At 53.7% G+C, this 24400-nt stretch carries 17 protein-coding genes; 7 read left to right on the forward strand and 10 right to left on the reverse strand.

Going from position 1 to position 24400, the window contains the following annotated elements; all coding sequences use genetic code 11:
- Positions 1-83: 83 nt before the first annotated feature.
- The 8 genes from DAQ1742_RS14030 to DAQ1742_RS14065 all read right to left on the reverse strand — a co-directional run bounded on the left by DAQ1742_RS14030 (position 84) and on the right by DAQ1742_RS14065 (position 8821).
- Positions 84-629 carry a YfaZ family outer membrane protein gene (locus DAQ1742_RS14030; RefSeq protein ID WP_035340609.1) on the reverse strand — a complete coding sequence of 182 codons (546 nt, stop codon included), beginning with the start codon at positions 627-629 and terminating at the stop codon, positions 84-86.
- A gap of 189 nt (positions 630-818) precedes the next feature.
- Positions 819-2219, reverse strand: a complete 1401-nt coding sequence (gene menE, locus DAQ1742_RS14035; protein ID WP_180706155.1) for an o-succinylbenzoate--CoA ligase — start codon at positions 2217-2219, stop codon at positions 819-821.
- A complete protein-coding gene (gene menC, locus DAQ1742_RS14040; protein WP_035340607.1) occupies positions 2207-3187 on the reverse strand; it encodes an o-succinylbenzoate synthase in 981 nt (326 codons plus the stop codon). Before menC ends, menE begins: the two co-directional genes overlap by 13 nt.
- Entirely contained in the window at positions 3187-4044 is an 858-nt protein-coding gene (gene menB, locus DAQ1742_RS14045; RefSeq protein WP_035340606.1) for a 1,4-dihydroxy-2-naphthoyl-CoA synthase, read from the reverse strand. Before menB ends, menC begins: the two co-directional genes overlap by 1 nt.
- Positions 4028-4819, reverse strand: a complete 792-nt coding sequence (menH, locus tag DAQ1742_RS14050) for a 2-succinyl-6-hydroxy-2,4-cyclohexadiene-1-carboxylate synthase (protein ID WP_035340605.1) — start codon at positions 4817-4819, stop codon at positions 4028-4030. The genes menB and menH overlap by 17 nt, the downstream gene beginning before the upstream one ends.
- Positions 4813-6492, reverse strand: a complete 1680-nt coding sequence (menD, locus tag DAQ1742_RS14055; protein ID WP_180706156.1) for a 2-succinyl-5-enolpyruvyl-6-hydroxy-3-cyclohexene-1-carboxylic-acid synthase — start codon at positions 6490-6492, stop codon at positions 4813-4815. Before menD ends, menH begins: the two co-directional genes overlap by 7 nt.
- 274 nt (positions 6493-6766) lie before the next feature.
- On the reverse strand, positions 6767-8095 hold the full coding sequence (gene menF / locus DAQ1742_RS14060; RefSeq protein WP_051124193.1) for an isochorismate synthase MenF: 1329 nt from the start codon (positions 8093-8095) through the stop codon (positions 6767-6769).
- A gap of 504 nt (positions 8096-8599) precedes the next feature.
- Positions 8600-8821, reverse strand: a complete 222-nt coding sequence (locus tag DAQ1742_RS14065) for a hypothetical protein (protein ID WP_180706157.1) — start codon at positions 8819-8821, stop codon at positions 8600-8602.
- Between the two features lie 75 nt (positions 8822-8896).
- Between DAQ1742_RS14065 and rcsD the strand changes: the two genes are divergently transcribed.
- Both rcsD and rcsB read left to right on the forward strand, forming a co-directional pair.
- Positions 8897-11566 (forward strand): phosphotransferase RcsD, encoded by a 2670-nt coding sequence (rcsD, locus tag DAQ1742_RS14070; protein WP_035340602.1) that lies wholly within the window; start codon positions 8897-8899, stop codon positions 11564-11566.
- A gap of 6 nt (positions 11567-11572) precedes the next feature.
- Positions 11573-12223 carry a response regulator transcription factor RcsB gene (gene rcsB / locus DAQ1742_RS14075; RefSeq protein ID WP_035340601.1) on the forward strand — a complete coding sequence of 217 codons (651 nt, stop codon included), beginning with the start codon at positions 11573-11575 and terminating at the stop codon, positions 12221-12223.
- Between the two features lie 73 nt (positions 12224-12296).
- Here rcsB and rcsC read toward each other — a convergent pair whose 3' ends face one another.
- Positions 12297-15197, reverse strand: coding sequence for a two-component system sensor histidine kinase RcsC (gene rcsC / locus DAQ1742_RS14080; protein WP_083961136.1), 2901 nt, complete (start codon positions 15195-15197; stop codon positions 12297-12299).
- A gap of 85 nt (positions 15198-15282) precedes the next feature.
- Positions 15283-17916, reverse strand: coding sequence for a DNA topoisomerase (ATP-hydrolyzing) subunit A (gene gyrA, locus DAQ1742_RS14085; RefSeq protein ID WP_035340600.1), 2634 nt, complete (start codon positions 17914-17916; stop codon positions 15283-15285).
- A gap of 316 nt (positions 17917-18232) precedes the next feature.
- Between gyrA and ubiG the strand changes: the two genes are divergently transcribed.
- The 5 genes from ubiG (at position 18233) to DAQ1742_RS14110 (ending at position 24399) form a co-directional block, all read left to right on the forward strand.
- Positions 18233-18970, forward strand: a complete 738-nt coding sequence (gene ubiG / locus DAQ1742_RS14090; RefSeq protein ID WP_035345810.1) for a bifunctional 2-polyprenyl-6-hydroxyphenol methylase/3-demethylubiquinol 3-O-methyltransferase UbiG — start codon at positions 18233-18235, stop codon at positions 18968-18970.
- Positions 18971-19492: 522 nt separating this feature from the next.
- The gene (gene nrdA, locus DAQ1742_RS14095) at positions 19493-21778 is read left to right on the forward strand and encodes a class 1a ribonucleoside-diphosphate reductase subunit alpha (protein WP_180706158.1); all 2286 of its coding nucleotides are present in this window, start codon (positions 19493-19495) and stop codon (positions 21776-21778) included.
- A 162-nt stretch (positions 21779-21940) separates the two neighbouring features.
- Positions 21941-23071, forward strand: a complete 1131-nt coding sequence (gene nrdB, locus DAQ1742_RS14100) for a class Ia ribonucleoside-diphosphate reductase subunit beta (RefSeq protein WP_035340599.1) — start codon at positions 21941-21943, stop codon at positions 23069-23071.
- 3 nt (positions 23072-23074) lie between these two features.
- Complete coding sequence (yfaE, locus tag DAQ1742_RS14105; RefSeq protein ID WP_035340598.1) at positions 23075-23335, forward strand: class I ribonucleotide reductase maintenance protein YfaE; 261 nt, start codon at positions 23075-23077, stop codon at positions 23333-23335.
- Between the two features lie 149 nt (positions 23336-23484).
- On the forward strand, positions 23485-24399 hold the full coding sequence (locus DAQ1742_RS14110) for an SPFH domain-containing protein (RefSeq protein ID WP_035340596.1): 915 nt from the start codon (positions 23485-23487) through the stop codon (positions 24397-24399).
- The last annotated feature ends 1 nt before the right edge of the window (position 24400 follow it).

Below are 24400 nucleotides of genomic sequence, written 5' to 3' on the forward strand. Positions count from 1 at the left end.
CCTGATGACCGCGCCACGGTAAAGCGAGAGTAAAAGCTCGCTTTGCCTTGCCACCTGACCTCAGCCACAGGGACGCGCCCCGCTTAGAAATTCAGCCCCATGCTGACATACGCCGTATCGGCGACTTTATTGTCGTTACCGCGCTCGCTGGCAGCCATATTGATGTAGCGATAGCCAACATCCAGCGACAGCGGACGCAGCGGCTGCCAGCGCACGCCACCTCGCGCTTCGACGTAGTGATCGACATGACTGGAGAAGGCATCCGGCGAATAATAGCCTTCACCAAACAGCGACACGCTGCTGGCAACCGGCACTTGCAGACCGCCGCCGAGCGCTACGCCATAGCCGTCGTTAAAGTGGTTCTGGTTCATGTACAGCCCTTTCGCACCCACTTTGATAGACGCATTACTCAGCGCAAAGGTGTAATCCATGCCTGCGCTATAGACGTCATTACTGTGCTTTTGATCATGACCCCAGCCAACGTTGCCAGACAGCCCCGGAATACCGAGCCCCATACTGGCTCCGGCACCGACATAATCACGTCCGGTTTCACCAGACAGACCAATGGCATGAGCAGAAACCGTCGCCAACAGCAGACTTCCCGCACAAGCAATAACCCAGTTTTTCATTTCAACTATCCTTAAAGACAATGAGAGCCAATCCGGTCAGGCATGTTTAACCCGACTGTTTTTCTGGAAAAGCCCTGGTTAGATGCAGACAACACCGCGATGTTAACATGAATTTTACTGTAATCCGCCGCCGACGATAGCGTAAATAACCTATCGATTTAGGCACATTCACCCGACGGCTGCCGCCGGTTACGACGCCGCCGGTGTCAGGCGCTGTTGCTCAACCCAGGCCTTTACCTGCTGCCTGGAAATTTTAATACCGCCGGTTTTGAGGGTATCAGGCAACAGATAACAGGCTATCGGGCGCTGGAAGCCTGCCAGCCGCGTCTGCCACCAGTCAACCAAAGATGGGAGCGTTAAAGCGTGAGCCACTTCCACTACGGCCACCGGGCGCTGGCCAAATTCCGGGTCATCAACCGGCACCACGCAGGCATAGGTGATATCCGGGTGAGTTAACAGCACGGCTTCGACATCCTCCGGCTGGAATCCCTTCCCCCCGCTAAAAAACTGGTTATCCAGCCGACCTAATATCCGCCACTGCTGGCCGTCCCATTGCCCGCGATCGCGCGTGTGAAACCAGCCCTGTTTATCCGTCATCGATACCAGCCGGCCATCTCGCCAGTAGCCTGCGGCCAGGCTGCGGCCACGTAACAGCACTTCATCACCGTCCAGGCGTATCTCTCTGTCGGCCAGTGGCAGACCAACACCGGGATGTTCATCAGCCCGTTTAGCGCATACCGTTGATGCCAGCTCCGTCAGCCCATAACCACACCAGCAGCGGATACCCCGTGCCTCAGCCTGACGGGTTAACTCAACCGGGATAGCCGCTCCCCCTAACAATACCGCCCGCAGGCTAACGGGGGACTGGCTTTGCGCCAATAATCGCCACAACTGCGTTGGCACCAGTGAGGCATGGGTACAGGCGCGCAAGGCAATCTCCAGCGGTTGCTGTGGCCTGACTACCACGGTCGCGCCTGCCAACAGCCAGCGCCAGACAATCCCCTGCCCGGAAACATGGAACAGCGGTAATGATAACAACCAGCGATCGCCTGCGCTAAACGCCATCAGTTGCACCACGCCTTCGGCGTTCGCCAGATGCGCATCAAACGTATGTACCGCGGCTTTAGGCATACCGCTGGAGCCAGACGTCAGTGTCAGTGTCGCCAGCCGCTCTACTGACCAGACCAGCGGTGCACCCGGTAACACGGCTGATGCCGATAACGCAGGCCAATGCAGCGATACCATATCCTGTGGCCATGGCCTCCCCGAAAGGCACAACACCCGCTCAATATTCAGTGAAGGCAACAAAGTGGCCAGCAACGGCTCGGGCAACTGTGGGTTAAGCGGTAATACGCGCGCACCACATTGCAACAGCGCCAGGTAACACAACAGCATTTCGGTACTGTTCTTCCCCCGCAATGCCACCGCCATGGCGGGGCGAACCCCCTGACGGGCAAAGGCATCAGCCAGTTGCGCAATGCGACCGGCCAGTTGTTGCCATGACCAGACCCGAGCGTCATCCATCAATGCCGGAGCCATCGGCTGCAAAGCCGCCCAGTTGCGCCACGGCCAGTCATTCAGGCCTGCCATACCCGCTCCAGTTGTGCCATTGTCAACAGCGGTAACGGGCTGTCGGGCCAGGCTCGCACCACCTGAGCCTGCATCAGATCCAGCGTATCGAGCCCCGGCACCGTATCGGGCGTTAGCCAATGCGCGATGCGTGCCAGTTGGCTCAGGCCGAGGCTGGATTCAATGGCCGAGCTGATAACCGCCGTTAAACCGGCCTGGTGTGCCTGAGCAATCAGGTGCTGACAGCGCGCCAGGCTACCGGTTAATGACGGCTTGATGATAATCGCGGCCACACCCGGCTCAGCCTGCACCCTGAAGCCCGGCTCGCGCACACTCTCATCCCAGGCAATGGCAATCCCGGTTTCGCGCGCAAAGTCGCGTGATGCTTCACGGGTTTTGCAAGGCTCTTCCAAAAAGGCGATACGTGAGCGATAAGCCGGGTTGACATAACGCGCAAACCCCTGCGCTTTCGCCGGTGTCCAGCTACGGTTCGCATCAAGACGCAACCGCAGCTCAGGCAATGCCTCAAGCAACAGATTGACTATCATGCCATCGCGCACCGCTTCATAGAGCCCGACTTTTACTTTCGCCACCGGATCAGGCAGGTGCTGCAACATGGCAAACAGTTCATCAGGATCGCCGCTGCACAACGGCGCTTTACGATAATCCGCTACGGTCGGGAGAGCCCCTTCTAATTCGGCGAATGCGCAACTGAGCCCAAAATCAACCGACGCCATGCCCGTCTCGCCTGGCCCGGCCTGCGGCGTGGCTCCTGCCAACCAGTGCTGTAATTGGGCCTGCGCCATTTCGGTTGCCTGCGCCAGCGTTTCAGGGCTAAACAGCGGCAACGGCGCAATTTCACCAACGCCTTCGCGCTGACCGTCACACAGATGCACTATCAGCCCGTCACGGCTTTTCAGTCGCTGATTACGCAGCACCACGCCCGCATCCATCGGTACGCTATAGCGATAAAGCGTCGCCTGGCGCATCAGGGATTCCGCTTAAACTTGCTAAAATCGGGCTGGCGTTTTTCATTGAACGCATTGCGGCCTTCCTGCCCTTCTTCGGTCATATAAAACAGCATGGTGGCGTTACCCGCCAGTTCCTGTAGCCCCGCCTGTCCATCGCAATCGGCGTTTAAGGCCGCTTTCAGACAACGCAGCGCCATCGGGCTGTTTTCCAGCATTTCACGGCACCAGCGCACGGTTTCGCGCTCCAGTTGCGCCAGTGGCACAACCGTGTTGACCAGCCCCATATCCAGCGCCTGCTGTGCATCGTACTGACGACACAAGAACCAAATTTCACGGGCTTTTTTCTGGCCGACGATACGCGCCATATAGGATGCGCCCCAGCCACCATCAAACGACCCGACACGCGGCCCGGTCTGGCCGAAAATGGCGTTATCTGCCGCAATCGTCAAATCGCACATCATATGCAGAACGTGGCCGCCGCCAATCGAGTAACCGGCCACCATTGCCACCACCGGTTTCGGACAAGTGCGAATCTGGCGCTGAAAGTCCAGCACGTTGAGGTGGTGTACCCCGCTGTCATCTCTATAGCCACCGTAATCACCACGCACTTTTTGATCGCCGCCAGAACAGAAGGCTTTATCCCCGGCCCCCGTTAAAATAATCACCCCAACACCTTCATCGTGCCGGGCATTATCCAGCGCCTGCATCATCTCTTTGACGGTTTGCGGGCGAAAAGCGTTACGCACCTGCGGGCGATTGATAGTAATTTTCGCCATACCATCAATGGATTTGTGGTAGAGGATATCGACAAAATCGCCGCTGCAATCGTGCCATTCAACCGGTGCGTACAGCTGTTCTTCACTGGGATAAAGCATAATCAATCTTCCTTTCGGGATACGAAATAAACTGGCGAATGCGTGCCGCATAGGCTGACGGATTCGCCTGATGTGCGTTGTGTCCGGCGCAGGCAATATCAAGTAACGTGAAACGATGCCGAGCCGCCAGCGCCTGAAATTTAGTGTCCTGATGCCCGCAGAGATATCCCAGCGGCACCGCCAGACGGCGCAATAACGGTACCAGATAAGGCTGATGGGCCAGTGACGTGGCTTCCAGCATGGCCGCGACAGCCACACCATCGTTTTCAGCGCGCAACGCCACTAATCTCTCTCGCTGGTGGGGTGATAAGGCGGCAAAGACCGGTTGCTGATACCAGTCAGCCAGCACAGGCTCAAGAGGAGGTTGCCGAAAACGCGTTGCCCATCCGGTATCATGCTGACGGCGCGCCAGACGCTCGGGCTCATCCTCAAGCCCCGGATGGCCCCCCTCCACCAGTAACCCTTGCAGCCCGGAAACATCGCCATAACAGGCGTGGTACATTGCCAGACGCCCGCCCAGCGAGTAACCGAGCAACCAATATTTATCAATAGACCATGCCGCCAGCTGTGCGCTCAGTTGCTGACTTATCTGCGCAAAACCTTGCGCACCGCACTGCCAGGCCGAACCGTGACCGGGTAGGTCAATCAGCAACAGCGGCCAGTCGGCAAGGTACGGCAACACCGGCTGCCAGTCTTTTGCGCTGCCAAGTAAACCGTGCAGCATCACCAGCCACGGCTGCCCCGCCCGGGGTGCACCGACCGGATGCCCTACCATGACGGGACCGCAGCCAGTAGCTGTTGCAATGTCTCGACTCCGGCTTTTGGCTCTACCACCACTTCCAGCAAGGTTGTCTCAGGATGTTGCCAGCCAGTCTGTACCGCTGACTGCACACGTTGCCAGTCTTGCGCACGAGCATAACGCAGGCCAAAGAGTGCCGCGGCATGGCGAAAATCAACGTGTTGCGCCATACAATAGAAATCTTCACGTTGCGCCAGAGGCGTCGGCAATAGCGAGAAAATCTGCCCGCCATTATTGTTGACCACGATTAGCACCAATGGCGCAGGCACCTGACGCAACAAGGCCAGGCTATTGAGGTCGTACAACGCCGACACATCACCAACAATTGCCAGCGTGGGGCGAGCGTTGGCCCGCTGTACACCGGCCAGCGTCGATAGCAAACCGTCAATACCGCTGGCACCTCGATTGGCATACACCGGATACCCGGCAGGCAGGCAGGCAAGGGCATCCACCAGCCTGACCGTCAGGCTATTTCCGACAAAAAATTGCCCCTGTGCAGGCAATAATTGCGTCACACGGTGTGCCAGTTGCGCCTCACCAAAACCCGATGATAGCCACGTTGTCACACGCTCACGCACGCGTGCGGCACAAGCCTGAATGTCAGTGGCCCAATTGGGTTGCGCCTGTGCGGGAGCTGGGTGGCACGCCAGCCAGTCAGCAAGCTCCGCCACCAGCCGACGGCCACGATGCTGTGCCGGGTCAAGCCGCCCGGGCAGGCGGTCAACCAGCCAATACTGCTCGGGCCGCACGGATGCCTGCCACTGTAGCAGGCGCTTTCCCGTCAGGCTGGCACCAAATTGCACCACTATCTCCGCCTGATGCAGCGCCTGGGCCTGAGGGTGCGCCAGCCATAAATCCGCACAGGCCAGCGGCTGGCCGGTCTGAGATAAGACATCGCCTATTAGCGGCCAGCCAAGCTGTTGCGCCCAGGCGGCAATGCGCTCACCGTCTGAAGCCGCAACCCGGCCGGCAATCACCACACCACGGCGTTGCCGCCATTGCGGCCAGTCTGGCTGCATAGTCGGTGAGAAAGCGCCACTATTGCCCTGCAACCAGGGCGACGACTGTTGCCACCAGTGACCGAGCGCGCCCAGCCAATCCTGAAAAGCCTGTGGGTCATCTTCACCATACAGCGGTTCGGCAAACGGGCAGTTGACATGCAACACTCCGTGATGCAATTCGCTTAACGCATTATCAAGAGTGGCGGCAAGCCAACGCGCCGGAATATCCGGTGTAGGACGAGGCAAATTCAGCGCTTGCGCCGGATGAGCGCCAAACATACCCGGCTGGCGAATGGCCTGATTAGCGCCACAATCAATTTTCGGGGGGCGATCGGCCGTTAGCACCACCAGCCGTTCCCCTGTCAGCCCGGCTTCAATAATCGCCGGGTACAAATTGGCGGCAGCCGTGCCAGACGTCACCACGATGGCAACGGCCTCACCGGAGGCTTTAGCCAGCCCCAGGGCCAGATGCCCCAGCCCGCGTTCATCAAAATGGGTATGACATTGCAGCGCCGGATGTGTGGCTGCCGTGAGTGTCAGGGGCGTCGATCGCGATCCGGGTGCGATACAGACATGGCGGATACCCTGGCGGCTGAGTACCTCAAAAAGCACCTGCGCCCAGCGGCGGTTAAAAATATGTGTGGACATGTTCGACTCAACAACTCCGGTTGCGGGTTGTGGCAATAATTATATTTTTTTTCATCCGGCCAACTTTGATGTAAACCAGTAACAGCGAATATTGCCAGCGACTTTTGCCGCAAACAGGCAGCATCATGGCAATGGCGGGGGACAGTATTCACCCTATCTGTCCGTTGCCCCGCGCTGCGCCCTGTCTGCGCAGACCCGCACGCCGGTTATCAGGCCCAGGTCTGTTGTGCCGCTGGCACTATTGTAACGAAAAGGTTATCAAATAATTGCAACATCATAACTCGTCACTCTCAAATAGCGATTTTAGCCCCGCGGCCTTATTTTCCAGTTCCTGCCATTCCAGCTCAGGATCTGAGCCAGCAATAATACCGGCACCGGCATATAGCGTCAGTTGGCGCGCGTTTACGTTAGCCGAGCGCAGCGCGACGCAGAATTCGGCCTGCTGGCATGACAGATAACCTGCTGAACCGGCATACCAGCCGCGCGTAAAGGGCTCGTGCCGTGCAAGAAAATCCCGCGCCGGACGACGCGGTAATCCGGCGACTGCCGCTGTTGGCTGTAGCAGGCGTAAACATGCCTCGTCGGACGTTGCACGCAGCGTCGCCTGAATGGTTCGGCGCAAATGCTGTACTTTACGCAGCCGGATAATTTCAGGTGGCATGACGTCAAGCGTCAGCGCAACCTGATGCAAACGCTGACAGATATCATCCACCACCAGCATGTTCTCACACTGATTTTTCACGTCATTTATCAGCCAGTTGGCCAATTGCGCCGCCGTTACTTCATCACTGTCGTTGGCCACCGTACCGGCCAGTGCTTCGGTTTCCAGGCGGTTGTTACGCCGTCGGTAAAGCCGCTCAGGGCTGGAGCCAAGAAAGGCCTGCTCAGGAGCACTCGCCAGCATAAAGTGGTAGCAGTGGTGGTTCACCGCACGGCTGGCCGCCATCAATGTTGCAGCCCGCAGCGGTTCATTGAGGGATAGCATGGTCGCCCGGGCAGGCACCACCTTTTCCAGTTTGCCCGCCGCTATCTCCGCCAGCGCCAGATTCAGCAATCCTCGCCACTGTTCAAGGCCCGGGCAATGGCGAGCTGACAGGATACGAGCCTGCAACACAGCCAGCGCCTGAGGGGGCTGCAACTGGCGCAAAAACGCCTGCGCCTGCCGCGCATCCTCAGCCAGCGACGTTTCACTAAACAGATTCACCCGGACACGCAAGCGCCGGGCCTGACGTAACAGCGCAATACGGGGCACAAATAACCGGGCGACCTCTGCATCAGGCTCGATGGGGTGCTGATCAAACGCATTCACCCCCCAGATACGTACACTGTCATCCACATCATCGCGTTGCAAAAACGCGTTCGCCTGCGTGATATCACCAAATGCACACACGTCACCACAGACGGCCGCTTCTTCATCATCCTGCCTGTGCTGCCAGTAAAATTGCGGATATACCGGTTGTGATGCCAGCCATGCCAGCAGTTGCCCGCTATCGTGTAATGTCAACGTCAGCGTAATAGCATGAAAGCCCGTCTGAGCGGGCAAAGGCTCACTGAGCGCCTGATGCATCTGGTGCAGCAGGTCGGAGAATTGCAGCACATTCACCCCATAGCCTAACTGAAAGTAAGGAATTATACGGGTCACGCCCTGGAAAAAAAAAGCCATTAGCGTGATACCGATTTAAACTGGAATGCCTGTCGCATTAACAAACCGGTATTTCACCGGTTGTTGCGCCCCATCCGCCGTCATTTTTCCTGACAGTAACTGTTTTCAGGATGGTGCGTGTTTTCATGAGCGATAAATATTTTCATGAGCAGTAAATATTCTCAGGGTGACAACAATGGCTCCGGCAATGCCGGATAGCAAAAAGCACATTTGCAAAAATACATACCGCACGAAATGAAACAGCCTCGGCTTTAATTAGCATTAAGTGGCAAAAGTTTGCAGCCCCCGCCACCTAGAATTTCCGTGCTGTCATCAAATTTCCTCATTCTGCTTTATCATGAGTTATCTGCCGGGTTCGCCCGGCTTTTTTTCTGGCGACCCCCACCGCGCTATGTGAACACCGGGCCGTCAACACCGGATAACCCGCGTCCCCATTTATCGCTATCAATACCCGATGATATTGATGTCGTCATCACGACAAGGAGCAATATAAGCCGGAATCTCTGCCGCATTATTTGCTATCAAGGCGCATCGCACTTCGATAAACCGTGACAGTTGTGGTAAAAAGGCTTCTCTGTCAGCGTTAGCGGCGATGCTTACCGGATAATGCGTTCCCTGTGCGTGTATTTTCACGGCATACCACGGCAAACCGAACGTTATGCACAAACCGCCTCGCCTTATGGCGACTGGCTTTCGACATCGCCATTGACCCATTAGACCGTTCATCAGGAGCCTGATTTCATGCCTGCGGCTATCACGCGTTTTTTCCTGCTATTTATTTTACTCCTCCTGCTGGTGACGGGCTCTTATGGCTACAACTACATCAATTGCTGGATAGTGGAGAAAAAATCAGCGTTGACCGATATTGCAACTGGTATGCAAAAACGCATTGATGCTTACCGCTTCTTTACTGACCAGATTTATAAAAACCTCATCACTGACGTCACTCAGCCTGAAAGTACCAATGTCAATTTAATCACGCTGGTCCCTAACGTGTTTTATGTCGAAAAGAGTAATCACAAAACCGATGCGCTCATTTTTGGCCAGCACGATAAAACCACGCTGAGTGCCATGCACCGCATTTCACAATATCTGGATGTGCTTTGGGGAGCGAAGACAGATATTTACTCCATGTATTATCTCAACGGGCAAGATAACAGCCTGACGATGGTCTCTACCCAACCGTTAAAGGACATCTCTTCTCCCCTGCGCGGCAGTTATCTCTCCTCCATCGTGGAATCGCGCAAAACTGAAATGTTGCAGCAGGCCAACACGCTTGATGAACGCGAGAGCTTCTCTGCGCTACGTAAGCTACGCTTTTATAATGACTACTATTTTACGCTGCGAACCACATTCAACCAGCCCGGCCATCTCGCCACCGTTATCGCCTTTGATTTATCCATCAATGACCTGATTCCACGTAATTTGCCGCGGGAAAATTTCATACTGCGCCAGCAAGTGCCACCGGTGAATGCCGATGCCAGCAACGACAACGATATTCTCACCGAAATTCGTCGGGAGGGTCGCTTACTGGAAATCTCGGCGCAGTTGATGAATGCGCCAATCAAACTGGTGTACATCGTCCCGCTCGACAAGCTGGTGACAGAAATGCTGCGCAGAAATATTTGGAGCATCGTGCTGAATCTGGCATTACTGTTTCTCGCACTTACCGGGGCTTACGCCTTGCGTCGTTATTACGCTCGTCCGAAGGATGATTTATCCCATCATCTGAAGTCACAACAGCAGATGTACGGTGAAATTGTCAGCCGCGTGCCGGTTGGCGTACTGGTATATGACTTTGATAATAGTAAAGTTGTTGTCGCTAACGCGCTGGCCGAACGGCTGTATCCGCACCTGAGCCTAAAGAAGATTGCGACCCTTGCCGAAGAGCATCAGGGCCTGATTCAGGCCACCGTCGATAATGAAATGTATGAAGTGCGCGTATTCAACAGTCAGCATACCCCTGCACTGTGCCTGTTTTTGCTGCGTGAACAGGATCAAGAGATCTTAATCACCAGGAAACTGCAATTGGCCCAGCGGGAAGTGGATAAAAATATCGCGGTACGTAAACGCCTGTTTCGCCACCTCAGCCAGGAATTTAAGCAGCCATTATCCGCCGTGCATCAATTAGCGCTCTCTTTACGCCAGCCTGATGCGCCCGTTGAACAACAAAAAGTGATTCAGGCATTGATTCTTGAGGCCAGTAGTGCCATTCGGCTGATGGAAAATATCGCCCTGCAAGCCCATCTGGAAACCGGGGAATGGCATTTGGTGCACGAGCCTTTCTCACCGTTAACACTCATCGATGATCTGCTATTAGAACTGTTACCCCGCATTCAGCAAAAAGGCCTGGCACTGTTTAATCACTACCAGCTTGACCCACGTCAGAGCTATCTGGGTGACAGTGAACTCCTGAGAAAAACGTTGTCCTTGCTGCTGGATTACGCGATTACCAACACCGATTATGGAAAAATCACCCTCTCGTGTGAACTGGCCGATCGCTCGCCGGAGCAGTTACTGATTCGAATTGGTGATACCGGTACTGAAATTTCGGGCCTTGAGCGCGATAACCTGATGCATCCGTTCGCAACCGCGCCCCTGTCTGACCGTTTCAGGCAAAATTCAGGATTAACCCTATTTCTGTGCAATCAGCTTTGTAACAAACTGGGCGGTCAATTGCAGATCAACAGCCGTCCAGGGCTGGGCACGCAGTATACGTTGACGCTGAAAATGGAAACGGTTGCGCTTCCTGCGGAAGAAGAAGAGAAACTACTGGATGACATTACGCTACTGTTGAACATTACATCCGATGAGGTACGCACCATCGTCAGCCGCCAGGTAGCAAGCTGGGGAGCCAATGTGGTGGTATATGATGAAAGGCTGGTGGATCAGTCTGCGGAAATCACCATTACAGACGATCCGGCCAAAATGGAGGACGACACGCTGCTGGTCACCTGTGACGATATGCAATGGGTGCCGCTTGGGCATCGCCGCCTGCGTACCAACTACAATATCAGCCAGTTACTGCAAGATGGCTTGTTGAAACTCATCGAACAGCAACTTGATACCTTCCCCGATGATACAACGGACGAAGAACACGATGATGTCAGCGTTTATGTGCGGCAGTTACACAGCAGTGACTACTATTCGTTGTTTGTAGATACAGTACCGGAGGACTTAAAGAGGCTATATACTGAAACTCAGAATGGCGATTTTTTGTCACTTGCGCAAACGGCGCACCGCCTGAAAGGCGTCTTTGCTATGTTGAATCTTCATCCCGGCAGGCAGTTATGTGAAGCGCTGGAAAAGCTTATTACCACCCAGGATAGAACACAAATAGAGGCCAATCTCCAGCAGATTGACCACTTCGTCAGTGTGCTATTGCATTGTGGTGGTCAACACGACGAGTAAAAAACAATGAGTAACTTAAACGTAATTATTGCAGACGATCACCCTATTGTTCTGTTTGGTATCAAGAAGTCCCTTGAGCAAATCGAATGGATCAATGTGGTTGGTGAATTCGAAGACTCGACAGCTCTGATTAATCATCTTCCCAAACTGGATGCCAATGTTCTTATCACCGATTTATCCATGCCGGGTGATAAATATGGCGATGGCATTACGCTGATTAAATACATCAAGCGCCATTTCCCTCACCTGTCCATTATTGTACTGACCATGAACAATAACCCGGCTATTCTCAGTGCCGTGCTGGAGCTGGATATTGAAGGTATTGTGCTAAAACAAGGTGCGCCGACCGACTTGCCCAAAGCACTGGCCGCACTGCAAAAAGGCAAAAAATTCACCCCGGAAAGCGTCACAAAAGTACTGGAGAAAATCAGTGCCAGCGGTTACGGCGATAAGCGCCTGTCGCCAAAAGAGAGTGAAGTGTTGCGCCTGTTCGCCGAAGGCTTTCTGGTGACAGAAATTGCCAGAAAACTCAATCGCAGTATCAAAACCATTAGCAGCCAGAAAAAATCGGCCATGACCAAACTGGGGGTCGATAACGATATCGCCCTGCTTAATTACCTTTCCTCCGTCGGTATTTCACCGCCAGACAAAGAGTAATAACGAGTCATACCGCTTCGACTCGGATGTTCATTTGGCGTGCGGTATCCCCGCCGCCAGTCTCTTGGGCAGATTAGCCTTGTGCCGCAGTTTTTTGCCTGACCAGATTGCTGTAATACGCTAAAGACTGTTGCAACGTATCAAGCGTTACCGGTTTGGACAGGCAATTATCCATACCTGCCTGCAGGCAGCGTTGCCGCTCCTCAGCCAGTGCATTCGCCGTGACGCCAATCACCGGGAAGGTGAGTTGCATTTCGCGCAGACGCTCAGTAAAACGGTAACCATCCATATTCGGCATATTCACATCGGTCAGCACAATATCGACCGGGTGCTTCGCCAGCACATCCAGTGCATCAAGCCCGTCATTGGCCGTTATCACCTGATAACCTAATGAACCAAGCTGATCGGCCAGCAAACGGCGATTAATCGGATGATCATCCACCACCAAAATACGCACGCCTTCATTTTCCGAACGGCTATAGGTAGCAAGCGGTGGCACCGGTACTGCCGCAGGCAACACGTCGGTACCGCGGTAAATTCGTTGCAACAAGAGCGGCACATCGTGAGGTGCTGCGGTACTGTGCCGCCAGTATCCCGGCTGAATCTCCTGAGCCGCCCCGGCTTGTACACTACTCAGCTCAATACACGCCCGGATGTTGCCTATCTGTACCGCCTGAATATCAACCACCAGCACGTCATCAGGCCCAACACCACCGTGCTCATCATAACGCCGGACATCCACCCCCGCGCCGCGTAACAGGGTAAACAGGTAGCGCTCCATCAGCGCATTACGCACCTGTAACCAGCAAATCTTGCCTTGTAATACCTCTGTCGGTAAGGGCTGGGGATAACGTGCCCGGTACAGCGGAATGCGCACGGCAAACTCACTGCCAAGGCCAGGTTCAGACTCAATGGTAATATCACCATCCATCAAGTTGACCAGTTTCTCGCAAATCGCAAGCCCAAGTCCGGTGCCCTGAAAATGGCGCTGCACCCCGGTTCCTGCCTGAAAGAAAGGATCAAACAGTTTCATCACCGCACGCGTATCAATCCCCGTGCCGGTATCGCGGACTTTGAACAACAGGTAGCCATCCTCAGAACACACCACCTGAAACACAATGCACCCGGTATCAGTAAACTTAATGGCATTACTGAGCAAATTGCTTAACACCTGCTGTAACCGCACCGCATCGCCCATCAGGCTGACAGGGACCTGAGGGTCGATATAGCAATACAGCGTCAGGCGCTTTTTCACCACCAGTGGTAAGTAATTACTCACTATATGGTTGATGACTTCCCGCGGCGAGAACTCGCCCGGTTCAATTTTTAGCTGTTCCGACTCAATCTTGGAAAAATCCAGAATATCGCTGATGATTTTCAGCAACAGCGCGGATGAATTCTGCATTGCGCCAACCAGGCGGTTGGCATCCGATGACAATGACTTGGTGCGTAATAAATCCAGATTCCCGATAATGCCATACAGCGGTGTGCGCAATTCATGGCTGACCGTTGCCAGAAACATCGATTTAGACTGGCTCGCCTGCTCGGCAGCGTTCGCCATCTCCTGTAGCGACTCTTCCATACGTACCCGGGCACTGACATCCAGCAAAACACAAATCGCGACATTCTCATTTCGATAGCGCGAATGCACAAAGCTGATTTGCAGATGGTGATTACGGCCCGTCACCACATCCAGCGATGTAGACTGCTGCTCGCAGATAATGCGCACAAGGCGCACCCTATCTTCATAAGTCAGCAGGCTGAGGTAATTATGCGCCAGCTCATTGCTCAGAATGTTGCTGCCATCACTGGTACGTAAAATGCAGATCCCAACCGGAGCCGAGGCCACAATTTTTCGGTTGAACTGTTCGTTCTCTTCTATCTGGAATGCATTGCGCTCCGCTGGCAGAAAAATCCGGCGCTCAAACAGCCGGGTGAACAGGAACAGGCACAGCGCAGATGCCAGATTCAGTAATGCCATATTAATGAGCAAACTGTTAAGCGCCGCCAGCATCACATCCAGCGGCAGCGAATACACCACGCTCATGGCAGTGGGCGGCAGCGATTTTTTCATTAATAGTGCGCTGTAACCTTCGCTGTAGCCGAAATAATTATTCGACTCAGGATAATGGCTGGGAACACTGCCTGCGCGACTATCGGTAATTTGTAATACGGCCCGGTCATTCTGGTCGAGTAACCGCAAGCTAAAGGGCAAATCCGTATTCGATATAAAATCGTCCAGCCGTATGGTCTGCTCAATGCCCATCATGGTTATCAAATGGTTATCGACATATACCGGCGTTAAGGCATACAGATAACCCGTGCTCGGCGTTAAACCAGGAACAACCCAGTAAAGACTTTCTTCACGCCGCGTACCGGCACCATTGGATTTCTGATTCTGCAAACGTTCCTGTACGCTTTTTATCAGGCTATCGCTATCCAGTGACTGATTGCGAATACCAAAATCAACGATGCATTGCTGGCTGCTGTCTAAAAAGAAAATCCGGTTAAGGTCATAAACGGAAGAAAAATCATCATGCCACTGGTCAAAAAAATGGGTCAGTAACGACAATTGCGCCGGATTTTTCTCGTACTGATTACGACAGTTGAAGGCCGGAGAAAGCGGATAAATCGCCGCAGGAACCTTTTTCACTTGATTGGTTTTGTCGCGTTGCGTGAACGGTGTACTGAAACGATTGGCAGCGAGATAACGCAATTCACGCGCCACATCCGTGGCATGACGAATGTTGCCCAACGACTGTTCGAAATTGAGGGAAAAAATCTGCCGCAGGTGAGCTTCCTGCTGTTTGAGTGCGTTATTGATAGTGAAAATTGACAGCAATGCCCCCAGCATCCACAGCAGGATTGCCAGCCCCCGGAATAAGTACCGGGAAATCTTGAGGGTCGTCAGAAAAGAGACAGTCACTTTCAAAGGGATACCGTAAAGGTTAACGGAACGGGAAAAAAGGCTCATGACCGCAATACAGTACCGATCCCCCATAAAAAAAGCCAGCGCATCAGGCGCTGGCTTCGGTTGTCATCCCACCGGCAAATAACGATTATTCATCGTCTGCGGGGACATCGTCATCGGCTTCTGGCTCATCAGACTCCTCTTGCGGCAAGTCGCCATCAACCGGCACTACGCTGTCAAGCTCATCATCTTCCACCGGCTCGGCAACACGTTGCAGACCGACAACCTGCTCATCTTCAGCGGTACGAATCAGCGTCACCCCTTGCGTGTTACGCCCAACGATACTGACCTCAGAAACACGCGTACGCACCAGCGTACCGGCATCGGTTATCATCATTATCTGATCGGCAGAATCGACCTGAACGGCCCCCACCACCTTGCCGTTACGCTCGCTGACCTTGATGGAGATAACCCCTTTGGTGGCGCGGGATTTGGTCGGATACTCGCTCACAGCAGTACGTTTACCAAAACCATTCTGCGTGACAGTCAGAATATCGCCTTCACCACGCGGCACAATCAACGACACCACGCGATCGTCATTTTGCAAGCTGATGCCTCGCACCCCGGTCGCCGTTCGGCCCATGGTGCGCACAGCCGACTCAGAAAAACGCACCACTTTACCTTCCGCAGAGAACAGCATCACCTCATTGCTGCCATCCGTTAGATCCACACCAATCAGTTCATCACCGTCATTAAGACCAACGGCGATAATCCCGGCGCTACGCGGGCGGCTAAACTCGGTCAGTGCGGTCTTTTTCACTGTGCCGCTGGCGGTTGCCATAAAGACGTTCATGCCTTCTTCGTACTCGCGTACCGGCAGAATCGCGGTGATGCGCTCGTCCGGCTCAAGTGGCAGCAGGTTAATAATGGGGCGGCCACGCGCGCCGCGGCTGGCTTCCGGCAGTTGATAAACCTTCAGCCAGTAGAGGCGGCCACGGCTGGAGAAGCACAGAATGGTATCGTGGGTGTTCGCTACCAACAGGCGGTCGATAAAATCTTCTTCTTTGATACGTGCGGCCGACTTGCCTTTGCCGCCGCGGCGCTGGGCCTCGTAATCACTCAGTGGCTGGTATTTCACATAGCCCTGATGCGATAACGTCACCACCACGTTCTCTTCGTTGATCAGATCTTCGATATTGATATCAGCGCTGTTATGGGTGATTTCGGTGCGACGAGAATCGCTGTACTGCTCACGAATCGCGACCAGTTCCTCGCGGATAACCTCCATCAGACGCTCGGGGCTGCGCAGAATAAACAGCAGTTCCGCTATCTGTGCCAGCAGCTCTTTATACTCATCGATAAGCTTTTCATGCTCCAGCCCGGTAAGTTTCTGCAAACGCAGATCCAAAATCGCCTGAGCCTGCTGCTCGGTGAGGTGATAGCGGCCGTCGTGAATACCAAATTCCGGCTCCAGCCATTCCGGGCGAGCCGCATCGTCACCGGCTTGCTCCAGCATGGCGGCCACACTGCCCAGTTCCCATGCCTGTGCCACCAGCGCGGCTTTGGCCTCTGCCGGAGTCGATGCATGACGGATCAGTTCAATGATGGGGTCGATGTTAGCTAGCGCAATCGCCAGCCCTTCCAGAATGTGGGCTCGCTCACGCGCTTTACGCAGTTCAAAAATCGTCCGGCGCGTAACCACTTCGCGGCGGTGGCGCACAAACGCCGCCAGAATATCCTTAAGCGTCATCAACTTAGGCTGGCCCTGATGCAGCGCCACCATGTTGATGCCAAAGGAAACCTGCATCTGAGTCTGTGAATAGAGGTGGTTCAGTACCACCTCGCCGACGGCATCACGCTTGATTTCAATCACGATGCGCATGCCGTCTTTGTCTGACTCATCGCGCAGCGCACTGATGCCTTCAATGCGTTTTTCTTTCACCAGCTCGGCAATTTTCTCAATCAGGCGTGCTTTGTTCACCTGATAAGGGATTTCATGCACGATGATGGTTTCGCGGCCGGATTTCGCATCCGCTTCCACCTCTGCGCGCGCACGGATATACACCTTGCCACGGCCAGTACGGTAAGCTTCTTCAATGCCCCGCTTGCCGTTGATGATGGCAGCGGTCGGGAAATCGGGTCCAGGGATATGCGTCATCAGCCCTTCAATACTGATGTTCTCATCATCAATATAGGCCAGACAGCCGTTAATCACTTCAGACAGGTTATGGGGCGGAATGTTGGTAGCCATGCCAACCGCAATCCCTGATGAACCATTTACCAGCAGGTTCGGAATGCGGGTTGGCATCACGTCTGGGATCTGCTCTGTGCCATCGTAGTTCGGCACAAAGTCCACCGTCTCTTTTTCCAGATCGGCCAGTAATTCGTGGGCAATTTTTGACATGCGCACTTCGGTATAACGCATCGCCGCGGCGGAGTCGCCGTCGATGGAACCGAAGTTGCCCTGCCCGTCCACCAGCATGTAACGCAGTGAAAATGGCTGGGCCATACGCACGATAGTGTCATACACCGCGCTATCACCGTGCGGGTGGTATTTACCGATAACGTCCCCGACCACACGGGCCGATTTCTTATAAGGCTTGTTCCAGTCGTTCCCCAGCACACTCATCGCGTAAAGTACGCGGCGGTGTACCGGCTTGAGGCCATCGCGAACATCCGGCAACGCGCGCCCGACGATGACGGACATAGCATAATCCAGATATGAACTTTTCAGCTCTTCTTCGATGTTGACCGGTGTAATTTCTCTGGCTAGGTCGCTCATGGAGCCGCTATCCCTCTATTTCTGCCCGATTTTAAAAGGTGGAAAATGATATCACAAACCGGGGTTTCAGGGGAAACGCCGAACCCGATTACTGACGGGCATTTAGCGTTTCTTTCACTCACCAACCGGGTGTGATGGCCCGATTTTCCCCCGCACCACATCCACTGGCATCCTCAGTTGAAAAAAGGCGCACGGTAAGTCGCTACAACATCGCCTTGCGGCTCGCTATACTCGCCCTGATTGCGCGTTAATGAACACGAACGAAAACAAACACAGATCACAGAGAAAAGTGAGCATATCCATGAACACAAAGGCCATGACTACAGACGATACCGGCACCGCCGCACACCGTGCGCTGAATGTCGATCATGACGAAATTGCCAAATTTGAAGCCGTGGCCTCACGCTGGTGGGATCTGGAAGGGGAATTCAAACCGCTGCACCGCATCAATCCACTGCGCCTGAATTACATTATCGACCGTGCCAACGGTATTTTTGGTAAACAGGTGCTGGATGTGGGCTGTGGCGGCGGCATTCTGGCTGAAAGCATGGCGCGGGAAGGTGCCCATGTCACCGGGCTGGATATGGGCAGTGAGCCGTTGCAGGTAGCGCGGCTGCATGCGCTGGAAAGCGGTGTTGAAGTCAGCTACGTGCAGGAAACCGCCGAAGCCCATGCCGACAGCCACGCCGGAAAATATGATGTCGTGACCTGCATGGAAATGCTCGAACATGTCCCCGACCCGCGCTCGGTAGTGCTGGCCTGTGCACGGCTGGTTAAACCCGGCGGCCATGTTTTCTTCTCCACCATCAACCGCAACGCCAAAGCCTGGCTGATGCTGATTGTCGGGGCTGAGTACCTCACCAACACGGTGCCGCGCGGCACCCACGACGCCAAAAAATTCATCCGCCCGGCGGAATTACTCGCCTGGGTGGACATGACGCCACTGCATGAGCGCCATATCATCGGCTTGCACTATAACCCGCTGTCAGACCGGTTCCGCCTTGGGGCTAATGTCGATGTCAATTATATGGTACACACCCACTACCCGGCGTAAGTGCAAGACCCCAAAGGCAAAAAGTTATTAACAGGCTATCATCCACTTGCTGGCCGATGGCATCCGCCATCGGCTTTTTTATCGTCGCTGATTATGTTTTCAGCTATAAATGGCGCAGTATTCATGCGGAATAGCCTGCGAAAGCAAGATAATTCCGAATAAATTGATCGAAACACGGTTTTAGTTAGCCAAAACCGTTGGTGAGCGGATAAGAAACCGACGAACGATCAATTTTTTTATTTTTTCTCCCCTGTAGTTGACAAGATAAGGAACCCCCGTGGTGGCTGGGATTGAGCGCGCCTGTAAAATTTATTCGCATGTTATCCACAAGCGAGCGGGATTTTGCTCACTTGCAAAGCCCCTTTTTTCACATTATCTTGTTATCAAAATCCGACCCACCCCCTATATATAGTGTTTACTTCTAACAGAAAGCACTATTTTTTTTATTTGCATTTTTGCTAAATGAAAAAACGGGGCGGCCAAAACGACAAAACTCGTGTCAAAAAACAGGTACTACGCCACATGAACCAGAGTCTGCTTGTTACCAAACGCGATGGCAGTAAAGAGCGCATCAATCTGGACAAAATCCACCGGGTGATCACCTGGGCGGCTGAAGGGTTACACAATGTCTCCGTCTCCCAGGTTGAACTGCGATCTCACATCCAGTTTTACGACGGTATAAAAACCGCCGACATTCACGAAACCATCATCAAGGCTGCCGCCGATCTGATTTCCCGCGAAAGCCCGGACTATCAATATCTGGCCGCACGTTTGGCTATTTTTCACCTGCGTAAAAAAGCCTATGGCCAGTTTGAACCGCCTAAGCTGTACGAACATGTAGTGAAAATGGTCGAATTAGGCAAATACGATCGCCATCTACTGGAAGATTACACGGAAGAAGAGTTCGTCCAGATGGACGCTTTCATCGATCACTGGCGTGACATGAATTTCTCCTATGCAGCAGTAAAACAGCTGGAGGGGAAATACCTGGTACAAAACCGAGTAACCGGTGACATCTACGAAAGCGCCCAGTTCCTGTATGTTCTGGTAGCCGCCTGCCTGTTTTCCGGTTATCCGCGTGAAACTCGCCTTGATTACGTCAAACGTTTTTACGACGCCGTTTCCACTTTTAAGATTTCGCTGCCTACGCCGATCATGTCTGGCGTGCGTACCCCCACACGCCAGTTCAGCTCCTGTGTGCTGATTGAGTGTGGTGACAGCCTCGACTCCATCAACGCGACCTCAAGCGCCATCGTCAAATACGTTTCGCAACGTGCCGGTATCGGCATTAATGCGGGCCGTATTCGTGCACTCGGCAGCCCGATTCGCGGCGGTGAGGCGTTTCATACTGGCTGTATCCCGTTCTATAAACACTTCCAGACTGCGGTAAAATCCTGTTCTCAGGGGGGGTGCGCGGTGGCGCGGCTACGCTGTTTTATCCCTTGTTGGCACCTGGAAGTGGAAAGCTTGCTGGTGCTGAAAAATAACCGTGGCGTTGAAGGCAACCGCGTGCGCCATCTCGACTATGGTGTGCAGCTTAACAAGCTGATGTATCAGCGTCTGGTAAAAGGTGAAGACATCACCCTGTTTAGCCCTTCGGATGTTCCGGGGCTGTACGACGCCTTCTTCAGTAATCAAGAAGAGTTTGAACGTCTGTACGTGAAATACGAACATGATGCCAGCATCCGTAAAAAACAGCTTAAAGCCGCGGAGTTGTTCTCGCTGATGATGCAAGAGCGCGCTTCTACCGGGCGTATCTATATTCAAAACGTTGACCACTGCAACACCCACAGCCCGTTTGACCCACAGGTGGCACCAGTGCGCCAGTCAAACCTGTGTCTGGAAATTGCGCTGCCAACCAAGCCACTGGAAGACGTCAATGACGAGCGTGGTGAAATCGCGCTTTGTACGCTGTCTGCATTTAACCTCGGTGCAATCAACTCGCTGGACGAACTTGACGATCTGGCGGTGCTGGCAGTACGCGCCCTTGATGCCCTGCTCGACTACCAGGATTACCCGATCCCAGCCGCCAAACGTGGCGCGATGGGACGCCGCACGCTGGGTATCGGGGTGATTAATTTCGCTTATTATCTGGCGAAAAATGGCGTCAGGTATTCCGATGGCAGCGCCAATAACCTCACGCATCGCACCTTTGAAGCCATTCAATACTACTTATTGAAAGCGTCTAACCAGTTAGCGCGTGAACAAGGTGCCTGCCCGTGGTTTAACGAAACCACCTATTCGCAGGGTGTTCTGCCTATAGACAGCTACAAGCGCGATCTGGATAAGATCTGCAATGAACCGCTGCATTATGACTGGGAAACGCTGCGTAAAGACATCACCACCTATGGCCTGCGCAACTCAACGCTCTCAGCGCTGATGCCGTCAGAAACCTCATCGCAGATTTCCAATGCGACCAATGGTATTGAGCCACCGCGTGGTCACATCAGCGTCAAGGCGTCTAAAGACGGTATTCTGCGCCAGGTGGTGCCAGAGTATGAAACGCTGAAAGGCTCGTATGAACTGCTGTGGGATATGCCGTCTAACGATGGCTACCTGCAACTGGTTGGTCTGATGCAGAAATTCATCGATCAGGCGATTTCCGCCAACACCAACTACGACCCGGCGCGTTTTCCTTCAGGAAAAGTACCGATGACGCAGTTGCTCAAAGACCTGCTCACGGCGTATAAGTTCGGGCTGAAAACCCTGTACTACCAAAACACCCGTGATGGCGCAGAAGACGTGCAAGATGACCTGCTGGAAACCACGCAGGATGATGGCTGCGAAAGCGGCGCATGCAAAATCTGACGCACACCACGCCGGGAGTGTTTTGAAGCACTCCCGGCATACAACATGTCCCATTTCGCCCTCTTCACCCACCCCGGCGTGAAGAAGGCACCGCCCGCCTGGGTTGTCAGCGGCGCTTGACAGCATTGCCTGCGGGTTGCTGTTACTGTGTTTGGAGAGATCATGGCTTATACCACTTTTTCACAGAACAAAAACGACCAACTCCTGGAGCCGATGTTTTTCGGCCAATCGGTTAACGTAGCCCGCTACGACCAACAAAAATACGAAATATTTGAGAAACTCATTGAGAAACAGCTCTCATTCTTCTGGCGTCCTGAAGAAGTGGATGTGTCCCGCGATCGTATCGATTATCAAGGCTTACCTGATCACGAAAAGCACATTTTTATCAGCAATTTAAAATACCAGACTCTGCTGGATTCTATCCAGGGACGCAGTCCCAATGTGGCATTGCTGCCGCTTATCTCGATTCCAGAACTGGAAACCTGGGTGGAAACATGGGCCTTTTCGGAAACCATTCACTCGCGCTCTTATACCCATATTATTCGTAACATCGTCAACGACCCGTCCATCGTGTTTGATGACATTGTTACCAATGAAGAAATTCTCAAGCGGGCGAAAGATATTTCCGGTTTTTATGATGAATTGATTGAACTGACCAGCTACTACCATCTGCTGGGCGAAGGCACGCATCAGGTGAACGGCAAAACGCTCCAGATAAACCGTTACGAACTGAAGAAAAAGCTCTACCTGTGCCTGATGAGCGTCAACGCGCTCGAAGCCATTCGTTTCTACGTCAGCTTCGCCTGCTCTTTCGCCTTTGCCGAACGTGAACTGATGGAAGGTAACGCCAAGATAATCAAACTCATCGCCCGTGATGAAGCCCTGCACCTCACCGGTACACAGCATATGCTGAACCTGATGCGTACAGGCCAGGATGACCCGGAAATGGCGCAGGTGGCCGAAGAGTGCCAGCAACAGTGCTATGACCTGTTTGTACTGGCTGCCCAACAGGAAAAAGAGTGGGCGGAATACCTGTTCCGTGATGGTTCGATGATAGGGCTGAACAAAGACATTCTCTGCCAGTATGTTGAATACATTACCAACATCCGTATGCAGGCTGTCGGCTTGCCGCTGCCGTTTGAAACCCGCACCAACCCGATCCCGTGGATCAACGCCTGGCTGGTGTCCGACAATGTGCAGGTTGCCCCCCAGGAAGTAGAGGTCAGCTCTTATCTGGTCGGACAAATCGATTCGGAAATCAATGCCGATGACCTGAGTGACTTCCAGCTCTGACAGATGAGTATTTCAACCATTACGCTGCGCCTGTCCGGGGCGCAGTTACCCTACTCCAGCCAGCACAATAGCGTGCTGGAAGCGCTTGAAGCGCAACGCGTTCCGGTAGAGTATCAGTGCCGTTCAGGCTACTGTGGAGCCTGCCGCTTACGGCTGGTGAAAGGCAATGTCACCTACCGCGATGCGCCACTGGCCTGCCTGCAACAAGGTGAAATACTGCCCTGCTGCTGTATGCCGATTGATGACATCGAGCTTGATCTCTGACCCGCGCTGGCTGCAACACGCTCCGCCAGTTTGCAGCCGGTTTCTCGTCCCCGCCCGCACAATTTCACGCTATCAGCGCATTCGCTAGTCTCTATTTCCCCCCACCTGCGTTACACTTTGCACGGGAAAAGACTCTGGAGAGTAAAGCAATGCTAACGTTTATTCCGGTTTTGGTTTTTCTGGCACTGGTGATGGTCTGGTCTGGTGTCAAAGTGGTGCCACAAGGTTATCAGTGGACCGTCGAGCGGTTTGGCCGTTATACCCACACCCTGATGCCCGGCCTGAATCTGGTTATCCCCTTGATGGACAGAATTGGCCGAAAAATTAATATGATGGAGCAGGTTGTCGATATTCCCTCACAGGAAATCATCTCCAAAGATAATGCGAACGTTACTATTGATGCGGTTTGCTTTATTCAGGTGGTCGATGCTGCACGCGCAGCGTATGAAGTCAGCAACCTGCAACTGGCCATCATCAACCTGACCATGACCAATATCCGTACCGTGCTGGGCTCGATGGAACTTGATGAAATGCTCTCTCAGCGAGACAGCATCAACTCGCGCCTGCTGCATATTGTCGATGAAGCCACCAATCCATGGGGTATCAAAGTCACCCGAATTGAGATCCGTGACGTGCGCCCCCCGGCTGAGCTGATTGCCTCAATGAACGCCCAGATGAAAGCCGAACGCACCAAGCGAGCCGAAATTCTGGAGGCTGAAGGCATCCGTCAGGCCGCTATTTTGAAAGCGGAAGGGGAAAAACAATCCCAGATCCTTAAAGCTGAAGGGGAACGCCAGTCGGCCTTTTTACAGGCGGAAGCGCGTGAACGGGCTGCTGAAGCGGAAGCCCGCGCCACACAAATGGTTTCTGCTGCGATTGCGGCCGGAGACATTCAGGCCATCAACTACTTTGTGGCGCAAAAATATACCGATGCGTTGCAGAATATCGGGGCATCCAGCAACAGCAAAGTGATTATGATGCCGCTCGACACCAGTAGCCTGATGGGCACCATCGGCGGAATTAGCGAGCTGATTAAAGAGAGCCAGCAAGACAGGAGAAAGTAAC

The sequence above is a fragment of the Dickeya aquatica genome (genome assembly GCF_900095885.1).
In the GTDB taxonomy this organism is placed as follows: domain Bacteria; phylum Pseudomonadota; class Gammaproteobacteria; order Enterobacterales; family Enterobacteriaceae; genus Dickeya; species Dickeya aquatica.